Annotated in this window: 14 protein-coding genes; 8 read left to right on the top strand and 6 right to left on the bottom strand. The window is 46.3% G+C overall.

Annotation, left to right across the window (positions count from 1 at the left end; genetic code table 11):
• Positions 1–4 precede the first annotated feature (4 nt).
• Positions 5–394, bottom strand: a complete 390-nt coding sequence (locus BUB18_RS00420; RefSeq protein WP_073076962.1) for an SdpI family protein — start codon at positions 392–394, stop codon at positions 5–7.
• A 136-nt stretch (positions 395–530) separates the two neighbouring features.
• Positions 531–3,233, bottom strand: coding sequence for an AsmA family protein (locus BUB18_RS00415; protein WP_073076960.1), 2,703 nt, complete (start codon positions 3,231–3,233; stop codon positions 531–533).
• Between the two features lie 83 nt (positions 3,234–3,316).
• Between BUB18_RS00415 and BUB18_RS00410 the strand changes: the two genes are divergently transcribed.
• Complete coding sequence (locus tag BUB18_RS00410; protein WP_073078342.1) at positions 3,317–3,907, top strand: TrmH family RNA methyltransferase; 591 nt, start codon at positions 3,317–3,319, stop codon at positions 3,905–3,907.
• A gap of 71 nt (positions 3,908–3,978) precedes the next feature.
• Here the strand turns inward: BUB18_RS00410 and BUB18_RS00405 are convergent, their stop codons facing one another.
• The 3 genes from BUB18_RS00405 to BUB18_RS00395 all read right to left on the bottom strand — a co-directional run bounded on the left by BUB18_RS00405 (position 3,979) and on the right by BUB18_RS00395 (position 9,141).
• Positions 3,979–5,604, bottom strand: coding sequence for a SpaA isopeptide-forming pilin-related protein (locus tag BUB18_RS00405; protein WP_073076959.1), 1,626 nt, complete (start codon positions 5,602–5,604; stop codon positions 3,979–3,981).
• A gap of 154 nt (positions 5,605–5,758) precedes the next feature.
• Entirely contained in the window at positions 5,759–8,131 is a 2,373-nt protein-coding gene (locus tag BUB18_RS00400) for a ribonucleoside-diphosphate reductase subunit alpha (RefSeq protein ID WP_073076957.1), read from the bottom strand.
• 35 nt (positions 8,132–8,166) lie between these two features.
• Positions 8,167–9,141 carry a ribonucleoside-diphosphate reductase small subunit gene (locus tag BUB18_RS00395; protein ID WP_073076955.1) on the bottom strand — a complete coding sequence of 325 codons (975 nt, stop codon included), beginning with the start codon at positions 9,139–9,141 and terminating at the stop codon, positions 8,167–8,169.
• Between the two features lie 413 nt (positions 9,142–9,554).
• Here BUB18_RS00395 and BUB18_RS00390 point away from each other — a divergent pair, with 413 nt between their 5' ends.
• Complete coding sequence (locus BUB18_RS00390; protein ID WP_073076954.1) at positions 9,555–10,196, top strand: ABC transporter ATP-binding protein; 642 nt, start codon at positions 9,555–9,557, stop codon at positions 10,194–10,196.
• 1 nt (position 10,197) lies between these two features.
• Entirely contained in the window at positions 10,198–11,310 is a 1,113-nt protein-coding gene (locus BUB18_RS00385) for a hypothetical protein (protein WP_073076952.1), read from the top strand.
• 2,136 nt (positions 11,311–13,446) lie between these two features.
• Here BUB18_RS00385 and BUB18_RS00380 read toward each other — a convergent pair.
• A complete protein-coding gene (locus tag BUB18_RS00380; protein WP_073076951.1) occupies positions 13,447–15,000 on the bottom strand; it encodes a hypothetical protein in 1,554 nt (517 codons plus the stop codon).
• Positions 15,001–15,154: 154 nt separating this feature from the next.
• On the opposite strand from BUB18_RS00380, the gene leuC reads away from it, so the two are divergent.
• From leuC to BUB18_RS00355, 5 genes are read left to right on the top strand one after another with little or no spacing between them, the layout of a single operon-like run.
• Positions 15,155–16,552: a 3-isopropylmalate dehydratase large subunit gene (gene leuC, locus BUB18_RS00375; protein WP_073076949.1), complete on the top strand. Its 1,398-nt coding sequence runs from the start codon at positions 15,155–15,157 to the stop codon at positions 16,550–16,552.
• Between the two features lie 28 nt (positions 16,553–16,580).
• Positions 16,581–17,330, top strand: coding sequence for a class I SAM-dependent methyltransferase (locus BUB18_RS00370; RefSeq protein WP_073076947.1), 750 nt, complete (start codon positions 16,581–16,583; stop codon positions 17,328–17,330).
• Between the two features lie 5 nt (positions 17,331–17,335).
• Positions 17,336–17,935 carry a 3-isopropylmalate dehydratase small subunit gene (gene leuD, locus BUB18_RS00365; RefSeq protein ID WP_073076945.1) on the top strand — a complete coding sequence of 200 codons (600 nt, stop codon included), beginning with the start codon at positions 17,336–17,338 and terminating at the stop codon, positions 17,933–17,935.
• Positions 17,936–17,969: 34 nt separating this feature from the next.
• Positions 17,970–19,049, top strand: a complete 1,080-nt coding sequence (gene leuB / locus BUB18_RS00360; RefSeq protein ID WP_073076943.1) for a 3-isopropylmalate dehydrogenase — start codon at positions 17,970–17,972, stop codon at positions 19,047–19,049.
• Between the two features lie 30 nt (positions 19,050–19,079).
• Positions 19,080–20,588, top strand: a complete 1,509-nt coding sequence (locus BUB18_RS00355; protein WP_073076942.1) for a 2-isopropylmalate synthase — start codon at positions 19,080–19,082, stop codon at positions 20,586–20,588.
• The last annotated feature ends 57 nt before the right edge of the window (positions 20,589–20,645 follow it).

The following is a 20,645-nucleotide window of genomic DNA, read 5'->3' as shown; positions in this document are numbered from 1 at the left end:
ATTACTACAATTTCGGGGGCACCCTGCGTTTGCCTTCTTCGTCAAATTCGTTGCTGAGCATCCATTCGGTATCGCCTACGATGTAGAGTACACCTGCCACCAACGTACCTACGGTGATGTACATAAACCAGTCGGACTGGCGTTCAAATATCAACGCGCAGCAAATGCCGATCAGCATCAGTACAAATCCTACTTTTTTGGAAACGAGGGCGGCATCTTTGTTGGCGGCTTCCCACATTTCCTGGTTGCGGGTGGAAAGGAAACTGCGGTAACCGTACCAGGCGTTTACGCTTTTCGGTGGGAAACGTGCAATGAGGTATCCCATAATAACAAACAACAGGCCTCCAAACAGGGCTGCATTGCAATAGGTGCTGTGCACAAATGAGGTTATCATGGCTGTCCGTATTTACTGTATATAAGATACAATTTATTTCAGACTTTGTTTTTATAACCTGTCCTCGGTAGGTTATGAAAACAAATTGGGCGGCGTCACAGACGCCGCCCAATTTGGCACTATATAGCACTAAACGTTAGTTTTTTGTAGAATCTGTTGCTGCCTTCTTCTTACCAAACAAGCCTTTGATCACGCCTTTGGCGGATTCACCTGCCTGTTTGCCAATATCCTGGACTGCGTTACCACTACTGGTAGTAGTGCTGTCTTTTTTACCGAGCAGCTGATTTTTCAGTTCATTTTTGGCAGCAGCAACGGCGTTGTTTTTCAGGTTGTTTACGGAATCGCGCACGGCGCTTTTCAGCGTGTCCACTTTATCTTTTACGAGGGCGGTGGCCTGTGATTTAATATTATTGGCGCTTTCGCGGAGGTCCGTTTTCATAGATGGTTTCATGATGAAACCACCCATGGCTACTGCGAGGTGTACGCTGTCGCCCAGTTGTACCGGGATACCATTGCTTTGTGCCTGTGATGCCAGTTTATTTACGAGGTTGTTGCCGGCGGTACCCATGAGGCTGCGTGGCAACGCCAGTTGCAGGCTGTAATCGAGCGACTGGTCGAAGCCGTGGCTGCCGGAGATATCCATTCGTACGCCATTCACCGTTACTTTAAACGGATTTACTTTTACGCGGCCGTTTTCGAAAGCAAAGTAGTTTTTGATATCGCGCAGGCTGATATCTTTCAACTGGGAGATATTGAGGTTGCTGGCGAGCTGGTCCACCGGGGCAAACTGTTTCAGTACGCCTTCGATGAGCAGCAGGTTACCATCGCCGGTGAGTGTATTAAGGTCCGGCATCATATCCTTGCCCAGCTTACCATGCATGGTGAGCTGTGAGGAGATTTTACCATTCAGGAACTTACCGATAGGCATCAGGCTTTGTACGGTATTGAAGGCGTTGAATGTTTGCTGGATATCCACCCGTTGCACATCGTAGGTGAGGTTGATGTCCGGGTTGAGTTTGCTCACTTTGGTGCTGTAGCTGCCGCTGATGGCCATGGTTCCCTGCAGTGCATCCGCCTTGAGCTGGTTCATGGTTACAGTTTCGTCTTTCACGGTGAGAGCGCCGGCTACGTTATTAAGGTCTACTTTATCGTAGTGTACTTTGCCTACGTTCGCCTGCAGGGCGATGTTGAGGTTGGCAGGCACCGGGAATGGCGCGTCGCTGGCAGCTGCGGCAGGTTTTTCTTCCGCTGGTGCAGCCGTGGTGGTGGAAGTGGCCATCCATTTGTCCAGGTTGATCTGGTCTGCTTTCAGGTTGAATTTACCATCCAGTGCTTCATTTTTCAGCGTATAGGCGAGGAGGTTATTTACTTCACCGTTGGCTTCAAAATGTGATCCCAGGTAGTCTGCACTCAGGTCTTTTACCGTTACATTTTTGGGATTGAACTGGAGGAAGAGGTTATTCACCTTCACCCCGTCCGGGTAGTCCTTGCTTTTATAGAGCAGGTTGCTGAGCTGCAGGGTGCCGGCGGCGTAGAATTTATCGTATTGTGCTTTTTCCACTGCGCTCATATTGCCTTTGGCGTTGATATCAGCGTCCAGTATGCCCTGTAGGGCGGTACCGGCTTCCAGTTTTACATATTGGGGTATAGTGGAGAGATCTAATTTTCCTTTGGCGGCGGCGTCCACGTACATGTCGGATACCGGCGTTTTAACGAGCATACGAAGGTCCAGCGGTGTATTATCCATTTCCAGGTGGCCTTTAGGCATATCCACCACGGTATGATCGGGAACCCCGTCCGGATTGGAGATATTTACTGCCAGTTGAATGTTTTTCACTGGCTTTGGCAGGTCCGGGTATTGGAAGAAACCATCTGTAACGGCCAGTTTAAGGCCGAAGGCAGGCATTTGCACACTGTTGTAGTTACCTTTTACAAAACCTTCGAAAGCCGCTTTACCACTGGTTTTGATCTTTTCAAAATCGCTGGCATAAATAGCGGGTACTAATGACAGGAGGTCTTTAAACTCGTTGCCGGGCGATTTGAAGGTGAAGTCCATACCGTAGGTCGTATCATTTACGAATTTGAAAAGGCCTTCGAAGTTGAGCACCAGGTTGTTGAGTGATGCTTTGGCATCTTTCAGGGTGTAGGTACTGGTGTTGTTATTGATCTGAATAGCCGCATCCAGATTGGTTTTCACCCGGCTCAGGTATGGAATCAGTCCGTATTTGAAAGTCACGCCGGCAGCGTCGGTATGGGTGTTGAGGGTAAACTGATCTTGTGTGAAGTCGCCCGTACCGGAGTGATTCAGTCCGGCTACTTCCATAAACATGTTGCCCTGGCGGTCGTCGTAGCTCACGTACGCATCGGAGATGCTGTATTTGTTGAGGCTAAGGGCGAAACTGCTTTTGCTGGTGTCAGCGGGCGATTGCGCGCTGCTATCTGGTTTGGTGATGTCCCAGTTGGCATGTCCGTCTTTATCTACAATAGCGTGTATACGTGGCTGTTCGAGGGCGATGTTATAGATTTCCATTTTATCTCCCTTGATCACACTCATGAGATTGAGTGCCACATCAATTTTCTTAACTGCTACCAGGGTATCTTCCTTAAAACTGTTTTTGCCGGTAACGCTGAGGTCTTCCAGGGCAACGGCCAGTTTAGGGAAATGCCTGATAAGGCTGATATCCACGTCTTTAAAGTCCACTTTGGCATTGAGCTGGTCGTTGAGTTCGGACTTCACCTTAGCCATAATCTTATCTTTAAAGAAGTATGGAATGGCAATAACAGCGAGAATCAAGACGACAATTGTGATGCCCACAATTTTCAGGATCTTCTTGAGCATAGGTTTGTATAGATTTAATAATGTGGGGTGAAATTACCTTATTTCGTAATTTTACGGCCTTCAGGATAAATATTTTTTTTGATATGACACCAGAAAGACGGGAAAGATTGATGTCGGTTTTGAATAAACGACAGGGTAATTTGACGGTAGTGCTGGAAAATGTGCAGGACCCGCACAATATTTCGGCAGTAATGCGTACATGCGATGCCGTTGGTATCCAGGAAATTTATGTATTAAATACGATGATTCCCCGCCATAAGAAATGGGGGGCCAGGAGCAGCAGTTCTGCGGCCAAATGGCTTACCATCCATCAATTTGACAATATGGAGGCCTGTATTGCCGCATTACGTGCCAAATACGACAAAATACTGGCCACTCACCTGGCCCATGATGCAGTGAGTCTGTATGATATTGATTTTACCGGTTCGGTGGCCCTGGTATTCGGTAACGAGCATTTCGGGGTAAGTGAGGAGTTGCTCAAACAGGTGGATGGTAACTTTATCATTCCGCAGATGGGGATTATTAAGTCGCTTAATATTTCTGTGGCTTGCGCAGTGAGTATCTACGAGGCGATGCGTCAGAAATCGCTGGCCGGTCATTATGATCAGCCAGGATTACCGGAAGGGCAGTATAATGCGTTGCTGGAGCAGTGGGGAGTGGAGGAAGAGGAGTAGAAAGGATAGGAATAACTGTTTAATTTTATAAAGACAATGGCTACCAACCGGTAGCCATTGTCTTTATAAAATTAATACCCTGGATTTTGTACAATATTCGGATACTGATCCACAAACGACATCGGCACCGGCATCAGTGCGTTATGCGGCTGAAAGCCCAACGGTCCCAGACTATTCAGCTGAATGTTCCAGCGTACCAATGATCGTAGGGTGATCCCTTCAATCGCCTGGTCAGTAAATGTTTGCAGCTGAATTTTTTCCATTGTTGCAATGATGCTTTGCGACCACGGCTGTGGATAAGGTGTAAGGCCGGAGCGGGAGGCAATCATGTTAATCCTGCCGATGGCTTCATCCCGTCGGCCTACCTGTGCGTATGCTTCCGCATGGGTGGTAACCAGCTGATTTAGGTTGATGATAGGGAGATAGTTACCCTTCTTGAAAATAACTTTAAGATCAGCATTGGTGATCTCTTTATTATCTCCCCATAAAATTTCACGACTGGTACTGCTGGTATAGGTATTTGATTTGTCCATTTCCAGGATCACCGCGCTGTCGTTATCGAATATAGGCATGGCGATGGCAACGGCCGTGGCATATTGACCATTGTTCAGGGCATTCCGCACTAGCAGGGCATTAGTAGCTTCTTTCGACAGTTTACTACGGTCCCGGTTAGTGCTGGTGAGCGCTGGCAGCATTCGGTAGGCAGTATTCAGGTCTGCCTCGATATTGGTACGAACAGTATTACTCTGGGTCTGGTAAATCGTTTTTAAGGGCAGCAAGGTATTATAGTTAGGAAAGGAACCGAAGAGGTCCGCCAATTGCATTTTCACATACCCGCGGACACCGATGGCATGCGCGTAGTAGCTGCTGTCGCCGGTAGCTTTTACGCCATACTGCATCATGCGGTTAGCTTTGTTAATCAGGGAGATGCCATTGTTCCATATCCTGGTGGTTATGTTATTGAACGCATTCATTTTATAGGTGTCCAGGTCGCAATAGGCGGCGATGCCGTTGCAGTTGGCATCCTGTGTGAGCACTGCATCGGCAACGGTTACCAGCTGGTGCCAGGCGTGTATGTCATTATACAGTACATTCAGGGCATCTTTAGCTTCCTGTGAAGTTGTGAAAGGTTGAAATTCGGAGTTGGTCCGGACCCCAATCATTATCCTAATGCTGTTAGTTTTGGCCGCGGCGGCGCTTACTTTTTGCGCTGGCAGTTTCGTATAGTCGTTGGTATCCAGTACGCCGTCCCCGTTCAGGTCTTTATAGATGAAGTTACCACCATAGGGGAGGTTATCGTTCATGGGTGAGTTTACGGTGTATTGCTGATACAGTGAGTCGAAGGTGTAGCCTTCATTATTGCTGCGCCAGGGCATATTGGAAAGGGTGTCGAGTTTAGCTTCGATATAATATTCTCCGTCGGGTATGCCGGTAAACTGTGCTTTACCATTAACGTCGGTGGACCTGGTAAAGGCAATTTTGTTATCGGCAAAGTCGGCCTGCGATTTATACAGGTTTACGGTAACGCCTGCACGCTGTTGGCCATAGGGCTTGTCGGCTGCCCATTTGGTGGCGTCATAGACGGTAATATCCACTTTGCTGGAATCCACTACAGGAGGCGTAACAGGGATTACGGGGTCGGAGGTGGAGCATGCAGCCAGCACGAGCAGGGCGGCGGCATAGCTGATTTTTTTCATAGACATAGGTGTTTTGGAGTGTTTAGCGCTGCAAAATTATATAAAGATTAATCTTGATAGGACTACTATTTTTCACTAGGTAATTTGGGGAATGAAAAAGGCGCTTCATTTTGAAGCGCCTTTTCTGTACTTACTAATTTATAACCCGTTGTTATTATGCAGAGCAGGTTACGCAACCTTCTTCCATGGTGCAAACGGCACCTACCGGAATATCGTCGATAGAAGGCTCTTTAGTTCCTACTACAGGTTGTACTTGTTGTCCGGCCTGTTTTTCAACAGTGAACTGTACGGCCTGAGCGGCTGCCTGTGTACGCAGGTAGTACATACCGGTTTTGAGACCTTTTTTCCAGGCGTGGAAGTGCATGGAAGTCAGTTTACCGGTGGTTGGTGTATCTACGAACAGGTTGAGCGACTGTGACTGGCAAATGAACGCACCGCGGTCAGCAGCCATATCGATGATGTTACGTTGTTTGATTTCCCATACTGTTTTATACAGCTCCTTGATGTTGGTAGGGATTTCGTTGATATTTTGGATAGAACCATTGTAAGCAATGATTTTATTCTTCATATCGTTATCCCACAGGCCCAGTTCTACCAGGTCTTTCAGGAGGTGTTTGTTTACTACCACAAATTCACCACTCAGTACGCGACGGGTGTAGATGTTGGAAGTATATGGCTCAAAGCACTCGTTGTTACCGAGGATCTGAGAAGTAGAGGCAGTAGGCATTGGTGCCAGCAACAGGGAGTTGCGGATACCGTCTTTTTTCACAGATGCTTTCAGCGCTGCCCAGTTCCAGCGTGGAGAAGGTGTTACCCCCCACATATCGAACTGGAAGATACCTTTTGAAGCAGGGGAGCCGGCGTAGGTTTCGTAGGCGCCGTCTTTTTTCGCGAGGTCATTGGATGCCGTCATGGCAGCGAAGTAGATGGTTTCAAATATTTCGCTGTTGAGTTGTTTGGCTTCATCGCTTTCGAATGGATAGCGCATGAGGATGAAGGCATCTGCCAGTCCCTGCACACCCAGGCCGATTGGGCGGTGACGTCTGTTACTACGTTCTGCTTCTTCAACAGGGTAGTAGTTTTCGTCGATGATTTTATTCAGATTGAGTGTAGCCTGGTAGGTTACATCATATAGTTTCTGGTGGTCGAACTGACCGTCTACCACGAAGCGTGGCAGAGCCAGGGAAGCCAGGTTACATACGGCTACCTCGTTAGCGTCGGTGTATTCGATGATTTCTGTACAGAGGTTAGAGCTCTTGATAGTACCCAGGTTCTGCTGGTTGGATTTGCGGTTGGCTGCATCCTTATACAGAATGTATGGGTTACCAGTCTCAATCTGCGCATCCAGGATGGCGAACCAGAGGTCCTGTGCCTTTACAGTTTTGCGGGCACGGTTTTCTTTTTCATATTTTTCGTACAGCGCTTCAAACTCTTCACCCCAGCATTCGTGGAGTCCTGGTGCTTCGTGTGGGCAGAACAGTGACCAGTCACCATTTGCTTCTACACGTTTCATAAACAGGTCTGGTGTCCAGAGGGCATAGAACAGGTCGCGTGCGCGCAGCTCTTCTTTACCGTGGTTTTTACGCAGGTCCAGGAATTCGAAGATATCGGCATGCCATGGTTCCAGGTAAATAGCGAAGGCGCCTTTACGTTTACCACCGCCCTGATCCACATAGCGTGCGGTATCGTTAAATACGCGCAGCATAGGGATGATACCATTGCTGGTACCGTTGGTGCCGCTGATATAAGAACCCGTAGCGCGGATGTTGTGGATGCTTAATCCGATACCGCCGGCGCTCTGGGAAATTTTTGCCGTTTGTTTGAGGGTGTCATAGATACCTTCGATGCTGTCGTCCTGCATGGTGAGCAGGAAGCAGGAAGACATCTGTGGCTTTGGTGTACCTGAGTTGAACAGTGTTGGAGTAGCATGTGTAAACCAGCGCTCGCTCATCAGGTTATAGGTTTTGATGGCAGACTCGATGTCGTTTTTGTGGATGCCGACAGACACACGCATGAACATGTGCTGCGGACGTTCACGGATACGGCCGTCAGTTTTCAGCAGGTAAGATCTTTCCAGTGTTTTAAAACCGAAATAGTCAAATGCGAAGTCGCGGTCGTAGATGATGGTAGAATCCAGCAGTTCTGCATTTTTCTCGATGATTTCATATACTTCATCAGACAATAATGGTGCAGGTTTGCCGACTTTTGGATCTACGTATTCGTACAGGATTTTCATCGTTTTGGAAAACGACTTCTCTGTATTTTTATGCAGATTGCTCACTGCTATGCGGGAAGCCAGCAGGGCATAGTCCGGGTGCTTAGTTGTAAGGGAGGCAGCAGTTTCTGCGGCCAGGTTGTCCAGTTCGGTTGTTGTTACGCCATCATACAATCCCTGAATCACTTTTTTAGCTACATCAATTGCGTCAACATATTCTGTGTTGAAGCCATAGCAGAGCTTCTCGATACGGGCAGTGATTTTATCGAATTTCACTGCTTCTTTCCTGCCATCTCTTTTAATTACGAACATGGGTGGTGAATTTAAGAGGTTAGAAAAACTTTAGATTAGAAATCTTCTTCCAGACTGAAGGTCTGTGATTCTTTGTTGCCGCCGAGTACGCCGGCTTTTTGATAGTCACCTACACGTTTTTCAAAGAAATTGGTTTTACCCTGGAGGGAAATCATTTCCATGAAGTCGAAAGGATTGGTAGCATTAAATATTTTGCTGTAGCCCAGTTCAGACAACCATCTGTCGGCAACAAACTCAATGTATTGTTGCATCAGGCGGGAGTTCATACCGATCAGATCTACAGGGAGTGCGTCTGTTACAAACTCTTTCTCAATTTCCACGGCATTACCGATGATGGCATGTACCTGTTCTTCACTCAGTTTACTTTCCAGCATGCTGTAGAGCAGGCAGGCGAATTCGCAGTGCAGGCCTTCGTCGCGGGAGATGAGCTCGTTCGAGAAGGTCAGACCAGGCATCAGGCCGCGTTTTTTCAGCCAGAAGATAGAGCAGAAGCTACCAGAGAAGAAGATACCTTCTACAGCGGCGAAAGCTACCAGTCGCTCAGCAAAGGAACCATTCTCAATCCAGCGGAGTGCCCACTCTGCTTTCTTCTTCACCGCAGGAACGGTGTCGATGGCATGGAACAGTCTATCTTTTTCAACCGGATCTTTAACATATGTATCGATCAGGAGCGCATAAGTTTCGGAGTGGATGTTCTCCATCATAATCTGGAATCCATAGAAGCAACGAGCTTCAGGGATCTGCACTTCACTCATGAAATTCACAGCCAGGTTTTCGTTAACGATGCCATCACTAGCTGCAAAGAATGCCAGTACATGTGAAATAAAGTGACGCTCGCCATCATTCAGGTTAGCCCAATCCTTTAAATCACTGCCAAGGTCAATTTCCTCTGCTGTCCAGAAACTCGCTTCGTGTTTTTTATATTGCTCCCAGATTTTAGGGTAGTTGATTGGCAATAACACAAAACGGTCCTTGTTCTCTTTTAAAAGAATTTCATTCTCGTTGTTCATATAAATATTTTATGGGTACTGTCGAAGGTTTCTGATTTTCCTTTAGGGGGTTAGCATGACTAAAATTCTTTATACCACGCTACATCATTTCCAATTCATTCTTTCGAAATCCATACGCCCAGGATTACAAATGTAAGAGCGATTAGTTAGTAGGGAAGATATAGTTTTCAACAGGTGTGGAAAAACAGTGTGGGTATTATTAAACATCAAGCTGGTATTAGGTTTTACAGTATTTTTAGCAAAGCACATTGGATTATTTTTTATGTGTGTAAACTAACAAGATATATGCCTGTTTTTTATACTGAATTATCTAAGTGAATGATGGTCAATGCAAAAAAAGTCGATGAAAAAATGTGACAATTTGAGGATATTCATATACAATTTTTCATATTTACAGGATTAATAATTTTCATATGGCCGATAAGGTTATTACGATGGAGTCGGTGAGCAAGAACTATCAGGACTTTGCAGTGCTGGATATACCGAAGCTGGAGCTGTCCACAGGGATCTACTGGCTGAAAGGGGAGAACGGAGCCGGCAAAACCACTACCATGAAGGTGATGGCGGGTTTGTTGCCATTCCGGGGGGAGATTCTGCTGAACGGAACGGTGAATAGTCGCCGGCAGCCGGTACAATACCGCCGCCTGATCAATTATGCCGAGGCGGAGCCTTTATACCCGGCGTATCTGACGGGCAGGGACTTACTGGAGCTCTATTTCCGGACCAAAGGAGGGGACCGCGCACCCGTATTTGCAATGGCGACTCAAATGGGTGTGGATAACTTTGTGAATAACCCGGTGAGCAGCTATTCCAGTGGTATGCTGAAGAAATTGAGTCTGGTACTGGCCTTTGTGGGCAACCCTGCTATTATCCTGCTGGATGAGCCGCTGATCACCATTGATACCAAAACCCTGGCGCAATTGTATGGGATTATACAGGACAGTCATTCGGCCGGGGTGAGTTTTATTATTACCTCCCATCAACCGCTGGATAGCAGCCAGCTCACTGTTGCAGGTACGCTCACTATCGAAAATAAAAACCTCATTCTGAACTAGCATGGGCGTATTTAACCGGATTTTTGTCCGCCGATTTTATGTGGAAAATACCGGGTTTTTCCTGGTACTCTTCTATTTCCTCTTTGGTGTGGTAAATGGAGCCAACCTGTTGTATTACCATATGGGGCTGATGGAAGGCTTTTTGTCCAGCACGGGTTTCCTTGCCCTGGTGTTAGGACTGTGGTTATTATACAATTTCAAATGTATCGGATTTGTTATAAAAACATTTCAATTACCGCAATACAGTTTCCTCTATGATACCATGACCTGCATGGCTGACAGTGAGCGGCGACCATTGTGGATGCGACTTCACTTTCGGATGTACCTGCCGGTATTTATTTACGGAGGTATTGCAGCAGTCTTTGGTATATACAAACATTACTATATCCCGGCAGGCATCATACTGTTATTTAATATAGCCATGTGTATCTGGCCCATGTGGTTATATGAGAAGAAGTTGTGGCAGCCGGATGTATTTTTCCTGACGAGCTGGTTTTCGCGCTGGTTAAACAGGTTATTTGTGAAACCATCGGTATTATACTTCTATTATGAGTTGTTTACCGCTTTTCCAAGAAAGATATTCACTACCAAGTTATGGTCGGCAGCTGTGTTGTGGCTTACTTTTTTCCTGATGGGGCAAAGCGATTTTTACGACGTACGGGCGTTACAGTTAGGGATGATCGTATGTGTATTATTGCATACGCAACTAATGATTCATCATAGGGCTTTTGATGAAATATACCTGCAGTTTCTACTCAACCTCCCCATCTCAACGTGGCGGCATTACTGCAGGGTAGTGGGTGTGTATGCACTAATGCTGATTCCGGAAGCGATTATATTATATTTTCAGTCCTCGGGGCACTTTACTTTGTTACCATTACTAACCAGCATTATTACTGGCATCACTATGTTGATACTGTTCCGCGTGTTATTATATTTCCCTCGTATGAATGCGGAGGTACATTTGCGTTGGATACTGGTGATCAGTTTTATTTTGTTATTTATGATTTTGGGAGATGTAACCTGGTACGCCATCGGGGTGATGCACGTATTGGCGGCAGTGATATTTTTCAGGAAGTTACCGGAATACGAACCATGGATAGAGGTGGAGTGAGGAGGCAGGGGTATGGATATACGAACATGGGCAAGGGCAAGGTAATGCAGTGTGCTATGGTTATTGTACATCTCTTTAAATGCGGTTGCCCCCGCGAAGTAGCCTTCCGGAGCAACAACCGCTACAAATCACTGCATCTTCTAAAATGCAATCATCTGCTGTCTACTTTTCAATTCTACAACGACAGGGAAATCTATAAACACCCCCATGAGGATGTCGTACGATAATACCCTTGATCTTACGATGGCGGGTAAATACCCAGCCGTTTTTACAATTGAATGGACACTTTGACATAATCAAATTTTTAGCGCTACCAATCGATCACCCTGATAGCTATGGGTGATTTCACCTGATGGTAAAACAAAATAAAGGGTGGAAAAAAGCCTGGATGTTAGAAGGCAACCAGGCTATAGAAAAGTGTATAAAATACATCAGCAGGAATGCAAATGTCGTTTGATTATGTCAATATGAAGTTATGTTGTTTGAATAAAAAAACAAAATAAATTAAGATATTTTTTTCTTGTTAAATCCTTTGTGGTAAAGTGTTTTATCGATTTGATATGTTTAATGCGGACATGAAAATTCCATTATCATTACGTGCGATAATGACCCTCCCAACAACTCTTTTCCTTACTTTGGTTTTCATCTACCTAAACAAAATTTATACAACAATAACCTTATGGCATATAGTGGCATCAATCACACTATATGCTTATGGCTGCATGAGCTCACCGCTGCTCAATTTTGCATCAATTGTACTGGTGAAATTAAGCACCATCCGTGGTTATTTCCTCCTCATAAAATCAGCAGTCCCGGAGTTACACGCGGTTGCCCCCGCGAAGTGGCCTTCCGGAGCAACAACCGCTACAAATCACTGCATCTTCTAAAATCCAATCATCTGCTGTCTATTTTTCAATTCTACAACTACAGGGAAATCTATAAACACCCCCATGAGGATGTCGTACGATAATACCCTTGATCTTAGGATGGCGGGTAAATACCCAGCCGTTTATACAATTGAATGGACATGATTTCATTTTGTACATTTATTTGCGCTACCAATCGACCACCCTGGTAACTATGGGTGATTTTACCTTATGGCAAAACAAAATAAGGGTGGAAAAAAGCCTGGAAGTTAGAAGGCAACCAGGCTATAAAGTAAATAAAATTACATCAACAAGAATGTAGATGTCCGGTCCAAAATGATAAATTGAAATTAGCTGATTCAAATAATATAAACAAATAAAATTGCAGAGATATTTCTGCTGAAATGCTTTGTGGTAAATTGTTTTGTCGATTTGATATTCTTCATGCAGACATGAAAATTCCATTATCATTACCAGAAATAATGATCCTCCCAACAACCCTTTTCCTTACTATGGTTTTCATCTTCCTAAACAAAATTTATAATAGCAATACCTTATAGCATTTAGTGGCATAAAGCATATTAAACGCCATAGCTGCATCAGCTCACCGCTGCGCAACTTTTACATCAGCAATATTGGGGATAATCTAAGCTCATTCATCGACTATGCCCCGTCACAACATCAGCAGTCACATAGTTACACGCGGTTGCCCCCGCGAAGTAACCTTCCGGAGCAACAACCGCACAGATTAATGCACCGTCTAAAATGCATTGACCTGCTGTCTACTTCTTAATCCTACAACGGCATGGGAATTTGTAGACACCCCCGGTAGGATGCCATACTTTCACACCACGAATCTTACGGAATCGAGTGAATACCCAACCATGTGTACAATTGAATTGACATTTGTTCATATACTACGGATATTTAATGGCTACCAAACAATCACCCTGGTAGATTTGGGCGATTTTACCTGTTGGTAAAATGAATTTATTAGGGAAGAAAAAGCCTGGATGTTAGACGACATCCAGGCATAATTTCCATTAAATATTTGCACCTCTGAAGATGCGCCGTGTTTTATATGAACTAAGGCTAAATTAAAACAAAGAATTTTAGCTGCCAAAAAAATTAGTAGTTTATTGTAGGCCTATAATATAGCGCTGCAAAAGCTTTTGTTGCTATGATAAAGCTATTGTCAAAAATAAACTACTAATATTATTAGTAAGGGAAAGCTCAAAAAAAACGACCATCTCCGATGGCCGTTCCTATGCTAAATTCTTCTCTCCTTATTCAAAAACTTTCGCTGTATTACATCCTGCACCGGTATCCCCTCAATCTTACTCTCCAGCCACGAAATAATATCCAGGTACAAGAATGACCGACGCTCATATGGATCCTGCGAAATCACCTCCAGCCTATCCTTCAGATCAGTAAACGCATTGCGCAACTCCTTCGGATTCGCATAAATGTACTTGCGCAAAAACTTCATAATCTCCTCCATCACCAACCCCAAATCCTTGTGCTTGGAAATAAAGTGATATACAGATTTAATCAGGTATTCCACCAGGCTGTAATTCTCTAACTCGTAATGCGCAATCAGATGCAGAATGCGCGCAAAACACTGTATGTCCGCCCGCAAATTGCCAATCTTCAGATTAATGATCTTATTCAGGTACACAATCGCCTTACTGTTATCCCCGCTACCGAAATACAAACAGGCAATCTTATAATAAAACACCAGCACACGATGCTGGTCTATCTTCAGGGAATGATTTCCAATCTCTGATTCCAACTCAGGTACCATCGCCAAACCCTGTGTAAACGTGCCTTCCAGGAAATACCGGTTGATTTTTGCAGTATACAAATACACAAACGCAGAAGTACGGGTGTTCTCATGGAAGTCCTCTCCATTGGCAGCTATAAACTGCTCCAATTCACATAAGGCAGTTTTGAATTTCTCGGAATTGGAAGTATAAAAATGAGCGGTCAGTAAATTATGCTGCGCCTTAATGTACAAATCCATGTCAGTATGCTGCAAGGAAGGATACTGCCTGAATAAATCTACCCACTTCTGCGTATACCTGTAGTACATTACAAAGTCCTGCAAAATATAGTAATACCAGCAGCTCGCCTGGTACATATACACCTTCTCGTAAAAGCTCATCTCCGCCAGTCCACGCGGCGGTAACTGACTCTCAAAAAAGGACTTCACCATCTCCGCATCCCGCTCATTGCGGGCATGACCCAGCTTCAGGTATAATCCGTACATCCGCAGCGATAAAGTCGACAACATACTGATGTTCGTAATCTGATGCTGAATCTGCTTCGACTCGGCACTCAACGCCTCCGCCCTGTTTTCCAGACTCCGCGTAATATGACGCGATTCAATCAGCTTCTCGAACTCCACAATCTCATACGCCAGCATCACCTCCTCCTGCTCAAAAGCCATCGCCTTCGCCTTCGCCAGCACCTTCAAACTCTGGTTGTATAAGCCTTTATTGTACAACACCCGGGCATAGTCCAGCTGCTCGCGGAGATCTATCACCGCGTCCTTCTGCTTGTAAAGCTGGCGTAAACTGGTAAGCAAATGTTTGTACAGATGAGCCTTTACATTCGATAACTGCTGCTTCTTCAGGTCGGGAACCTTCCTCAGTATCTGCTCCTCATCGTAATCCTTCATTTTGTCCAGCGTATTGAACAACTGGATGAAAAGTACATCTTCCTTCGTGTTATTCTTATTAAATGCCAGCTGAAAACTCCGTTTTTCAGCTTTTGTTAGCGTTTTTATTAATATGAATAAAGCATCACTTTGACTGTTGGGCATCGTTAATAAAATCTTATAAATGATTGAAAAACAATTGATTGATGTTATTCAATCGCGTTTATAGGTTGTAATTAATACAAATTTAGCGATATGGCAAATAAATATCGTCCATTAGATTTGAAGGTATAAACAATTTAAAAAGGAAGCAATAAGGATGGGAAAAACGTTATTTGACAAAATCTGGGACAGCCACATCGTGATGAGCAAACCGGGCCACCCGGATGCCGTGTATATCAACACGCACTTTATTCACGAAGTAACCAGCCCGCAGGCATTTGATGGTCTGCGCAAGCGCAGCATCCCTGTTTTTCGTCCCGCCAAAACCAGAGCCACTGCCGATCATAACGTGCCAACGATGCATCAGCACCTCCCGATCAAAGAAGCATTGAGCCGCCTCCAGGTAGAAATGCTCACTAAAAATACGGCCGAATTTGGCGTGGAACTCTACGGTCTGGGCCACCCATACCAGGGTATCGTACACGTAATCGGACCTGAACTGGGTATCACCCTCCCGGGTATGACCATCGTGTGCGGCGACAGCCACACCTCCACCCATGGTGCCTTTGGTGCGGTAGCCTTCGGTATCGGTACCTCCGAGGTAGAACAGGTACTCGCTACCCAGTGTATCCTCCAGTACAAACCTAAACGCATGAAAATTGAGGTGAACGGTACCCTTAAAAACGGCGTTCTCTCTAAAGATATCATCCTCTATATCATCTCTAAAATATCCGCTTCCGGCGCTACCGGCTACTTCGTGGAATATGCCGGTGAGGCTATCCGCAACCTCAGCATGGAAGCCCGCATGACCATCTGCAACATGAGCATCGAAATGGGTGCCCGTGGCGGTATGATCGCTCCGGATGAGGTGACCTTCGACTATATCAAAGGCCGCGAATTTGCGCCTAAAGGTGCCGACTGGGACAAAGCTCTGGAATACTGGAAAACCCTCTATTCCGACGCTGACGCCACCTTCGACCAGGTGCTCACCTTCGATGCCGCTGATATCGAACCACAAATTACCTACGGTACCAACCCTGGCATGGGCATGGGTATCTCCCAGCATATTCCTTCCCTGGATCAGCTGGATGAAAAAGAAGTGCCTTCCTTCAAGAAGTCGCTCGATTACATGGACCTCCAGCCAGGGGCAGCACTCCTCGGTAAAAAAATCGACTACGTATTCATCGGTAGCTGTACCAACTCACGCATTGAAGACCTCCGCCTCGTGGCCGACTTCGTAAAAGGAAAACAGAAAGCTGCAGATGTGGTAGTATGGATCGTGCCAGGCTCCAAACAGGTAGAAGCACAAGCCATCGAGGAAGGACTGGATAAAGTACTCACCGCTGCCGGCTTCCAGCTCCGCGAACCAGGATGCTCCGCCTGCCTCGGTATGAACGAAGATAAAGTACCCGCCGGTATGTACTGTATCTCCACTTCTAACCGCAACTTCGAAGGTCGTCAGGGTCCAAACGCCCGCACCTTCCTGGCCAGCCCGCTGACCGCCGCCGCCGCCGCTATCACCGGCCGCGTTACTGATGTAAGAGAATTGGTGTAAATCACCGCCACGGCTAAACGTTATTACCATGAACCAGTGGAATGCTGACTTATATAAAGAAGAACATGCCTTCGTTTTTGAATACGGCGACAGCCTCGTAGACTGGCTCCAGCCACTGCCAGGCGAAGAAATCCTCGACCTCGGATGTGGTACCGGTGAGCTCACCCTCCGTATCGCTGAATCAGGTGCGCATGTTATCGGCATCGACGCCTCTGCAAGCATGATAGAAAGCGCTAAACAGCACTTTCCGGCTCTGACCTTCAGAGTAGCCGACGCCACCAGGTTCTCCCTGCCCCTCCAGTTTGATGCTATTTTCTCTAACGCCACCCTCCACTGGGTACGCGAAAAAGAAAGAGCCATCGAAAGGATGTACACCCACCTCAAAAAAGGTGGCCGCCTCGTCCTCGAAATGGGTGGAAAAGGAAACGTGGAAAGCATTCTCCGGGAACTGGAATACGTAATGCAGGAAAAAGGATACACCTACCAGCCATTCTGGTACTTTCCTTCTCCGGCGGAATATACCACCCTCCTGGAAAAAGCAGGATTCACCGTCGAGAAAGTACATTACTACGAACGACCTACCAAGCTCAGTAACCCTGAACATGGTATCATCACATGGCTGGAAATGTTTGGCGACCACTTCTTCACCGGAGTGCCCGCTCATATCAGGTCCGCCATACTGAAGGAAGTACAGGAACAACTGGCCCCGGCATTAACCAGAGAAGGTAATTTATATGCAGACTACGTCCGACTGAGAGTGGCTGCCGTCAAAAAATAATTATAATGAGCAAGATATTTCAACACTTAGTTTCTTCTGCGGTACCAGTACCGATCGAAAATATTGATACAGACCAGATCATCCCGGCACGCTTCCTCAAAGCTACCACCAGGGAAGGCTTCGGCGAAAACCTGTTTCGCGACTGGCGCTTTGAATCTGATAATACACCTAAAGCAGATTTCGTTCTCAACAATCCCATCTACTCCGGCAAAATCCTCGTAGCAGGCAAAAACTTCGGTTGCGGCTCCTCCCGTGAACACGCTGCCTGGGCAATCGCCGACTATGGCTTCAAAGTAGTGGTGAGCTCCTTCTTTGCAGATATCTTCAAAAACAATGCACTGAACAACTTCATCCTGCCTATCACCGTTAGCGAAGGCTTCCTGGATAAAATCTTCTCTGCTATTGAGAAAGATCCGAAAGCCGAACTGGAAGTTGACCTCGAAGGCCAGTACATCAAAATAAAAGCCACTGGTGAACAGGAAAACTTCGATATCAACCCGTATAAAAAAACCTGCCTCCTCAATGGCTACGATGATATCGACTACCTGCTCAGTTTACGCAGCGACATCGAAAAATACGAGCAGTCCAGACCTTTCAATTTTTAGTACACAGCATAAACTCAAATAAAGTACACTCTACATGGGCGTTGATAAAAAAATATTAGTTATACCGGGTGATGGCATCGGACAGGAAGTTACAGCCTGGGGACAGAAAGTACTGGCTACCATTGCCAAAAATTACAACCATACTTTTCATTTCGACGAAGGAATCATGGGCCACGTAGCCATCGAAGCTACCGGCGAACCGCTGCCAGACAGTACACTGGACAAAGCTAAAAACAGCGATGCCATCCTGTTCGGCGCAATCGGACATGCGAAATATGACAACGACCCTACCCTGAAAGTAAGGCCGGAACAAGGTTTGCTCAAAATCCGCAAGGAACTTGGCCTCTATGCTAACCTTCGCCCGATCAAATTATTTGATGAACTGCTGGAAGCCTCCAGCATCAAGCCGGAAATTCTCCGTGGAGCAGATATCCTCTTCTTCCGTGAACTGACAGGTGATGTATACTTTGGGGAAAAGAAAAGAACAGAAGACCGCAACACGGCTTCCGACCTGATGATCTACCATCGCTATGAGGTAGAACGTATTGCCCGCAAGGCTTACGAAGCTGCCCGTACCCGTCGGAATAAACTCTGCTCTGTAGATAAGGCGAATGTGCTCGAAGCAAGCCGCCTCTGGAGAGAAGTAGTACAGGAAATCTCCAAAGATTATCCGGATGTGGAAACTGAACATATGTTCATCGACAACGCCGCCATGCAGCTGATCAAAGATCCTAAGCGTTTCGACGTGGTGCTGACAGGTAACCTCTTTGGTGATATCCTCACCGACGAGGCCTCTCAGATCGCCGGTTCTATGGGTATGCTGGCCTCTGCATCTGTAGGAGATAAAGTTGGTTTCTATGAGCCTATTCACGGTTCAGCACACGATATTGCCGGTAAAGGTATCGCCAATCCGCTGGCTTCCATCCTTTCTGCCGCACTCATGCTGGATATTTCTTTCGGCCTGAAAACAGAATCACAACGCGTTATCAAAGCCGTGGAAGCTACACTGCGCCAGGGCTACAGAACAATGGATATCGCCAACAAGCATACTGAAAACGACTTTATCATGGGTACTGACGCCATGGGTGCGAAAGTACTGGAGAACCTGAACTAATCTTACTAAACCGAAAATAGTTACACTATCATGGATAATAACCGTGTATACGTCTTTGATACCACCCTGCGCGATGGTGAACAGGTACCAGGCTGTCAGCTGACAACCGTAGAAAAAATCGAGGTCGCAAAGAAACTGGAAGCACTTGGCGTAGATATCATCGAGGCTGGTTTCCCCATCTCCAGCCCTGGCGATTTCCAGAGTGTGGTAGAGATTTCTAAAGCAATCACTGAACCGGTTATCTGCGCCCTTACCCGCGCAAATACCAAAGATATCGATGCGGCTGCTGAAGCACTGCGCTTCGCTAAACGTGGCCGTATCCATACTGGTATCGGTTCCTCGGATATGCACATCAAGTACAAATTCAACAGCACCCGCGAAGAAATTCTCGAACGTGCAGTGAAAGCAGTGGCATATGCCCGCAAGTTTACTGATGATGTGGAATTCTATGCGGAAGATGCCGGCCGCGCGGATAACGAGTACCTCGCCCGCATGATCGAGGCCGTGATCGCCGCCGGTGCCACCACCGTAAATATCCCGGATACCAACGGCTATTGCCTGCCCGACCAGTACGGTGCTAAAATCAAATACCTGGTGGATAACGTCGCCAATATTGATAAAGCAATCATTTCTGTACACTGTCATAACGACCTCGGACTGGCTACTGCCAACACAATCGCAGGTATCCAGTACGGCGCCCGCCAGGTAGAATGTACCATCAACGGTATCGGAGAACGTGCCGGTAACACTTCCCTCGAAGAAGTGGCCATGATTTTGAAAACACACCATACACTGGGTTATTATACCAACATCAATTCCAAAGGCATCTACGAAATCAGTAACATGGTATCGTCTATGATGCGCATGCCGGTACAGCCTAACAAGGCGATCGTAGGCCGTAACGCTTTCGCACACAGCTCAGGCATCCACCAGGATGGTATCCTGAAACACCGCGAAAACTACGAAATCCTCAATCCGGAAGATGTAGGTATCAACTCTAACTCCATCATCCTCACTGCGCGTAGCGGTCGCCACGCACTCAAACATCACCTGGAACGCCTCGGTTATAAACTGGATAAGATTAACCTCGACGAAGTGTACGAACGCTTCCTCGTAATGGCCGACAGTAAAAAAGATGTTTCAGATGCTGACCTGATGCAGCTGATGGGGGATGGCGACAATAAAGTGTATGATGACGATAAAGGGATTAAAGTAACCTTGCTGCAGGTAGTATGTGGTGATCCGCTGCGCCCGATGGCTACTGTGAAACTGCTGGTAAATGGCGAGGAAAAAGAAGCCAGTGCCGCAGGTAACGGTCCGGTAAACGCTACCATCAACGCCATTCACGAAATTATCAAGGATGATATCGACCTGGACGAATTCAGCATTCAGGCGATGCACGGCGGTAGTGAGGATGTAAGCAAAGTAAATATGCGCGTGAAGTACAACGGGCAATCCTACTACGGCTTCGGCTACTCTACCGATATCGTAAACGCTTCTGTAAATGCCTATGTAGATGCATTGAATAAAATCTACTAGTATTCATAACGATTGATTTACGTTTGAATTTTCAGGCCGCTGATTTAGTGCATCAGC

Origin of the sequence: Chitinophaga jiangningensis (assembly GCF_900142605.1) — a bacterium.
Classification (GTDB): domain Bacteria; phylum Bacteroidota; class Bacteroidia; order Chitinophagales; family Chitinophagaceae; genus Chitinophaga; species Chitinophaga jiangningensis.
The sequence above is the reverse complement of the archived record's forward strand: the minus strand, read 5'-3'. Positions and strand labels throughout refer to the sequence as shown.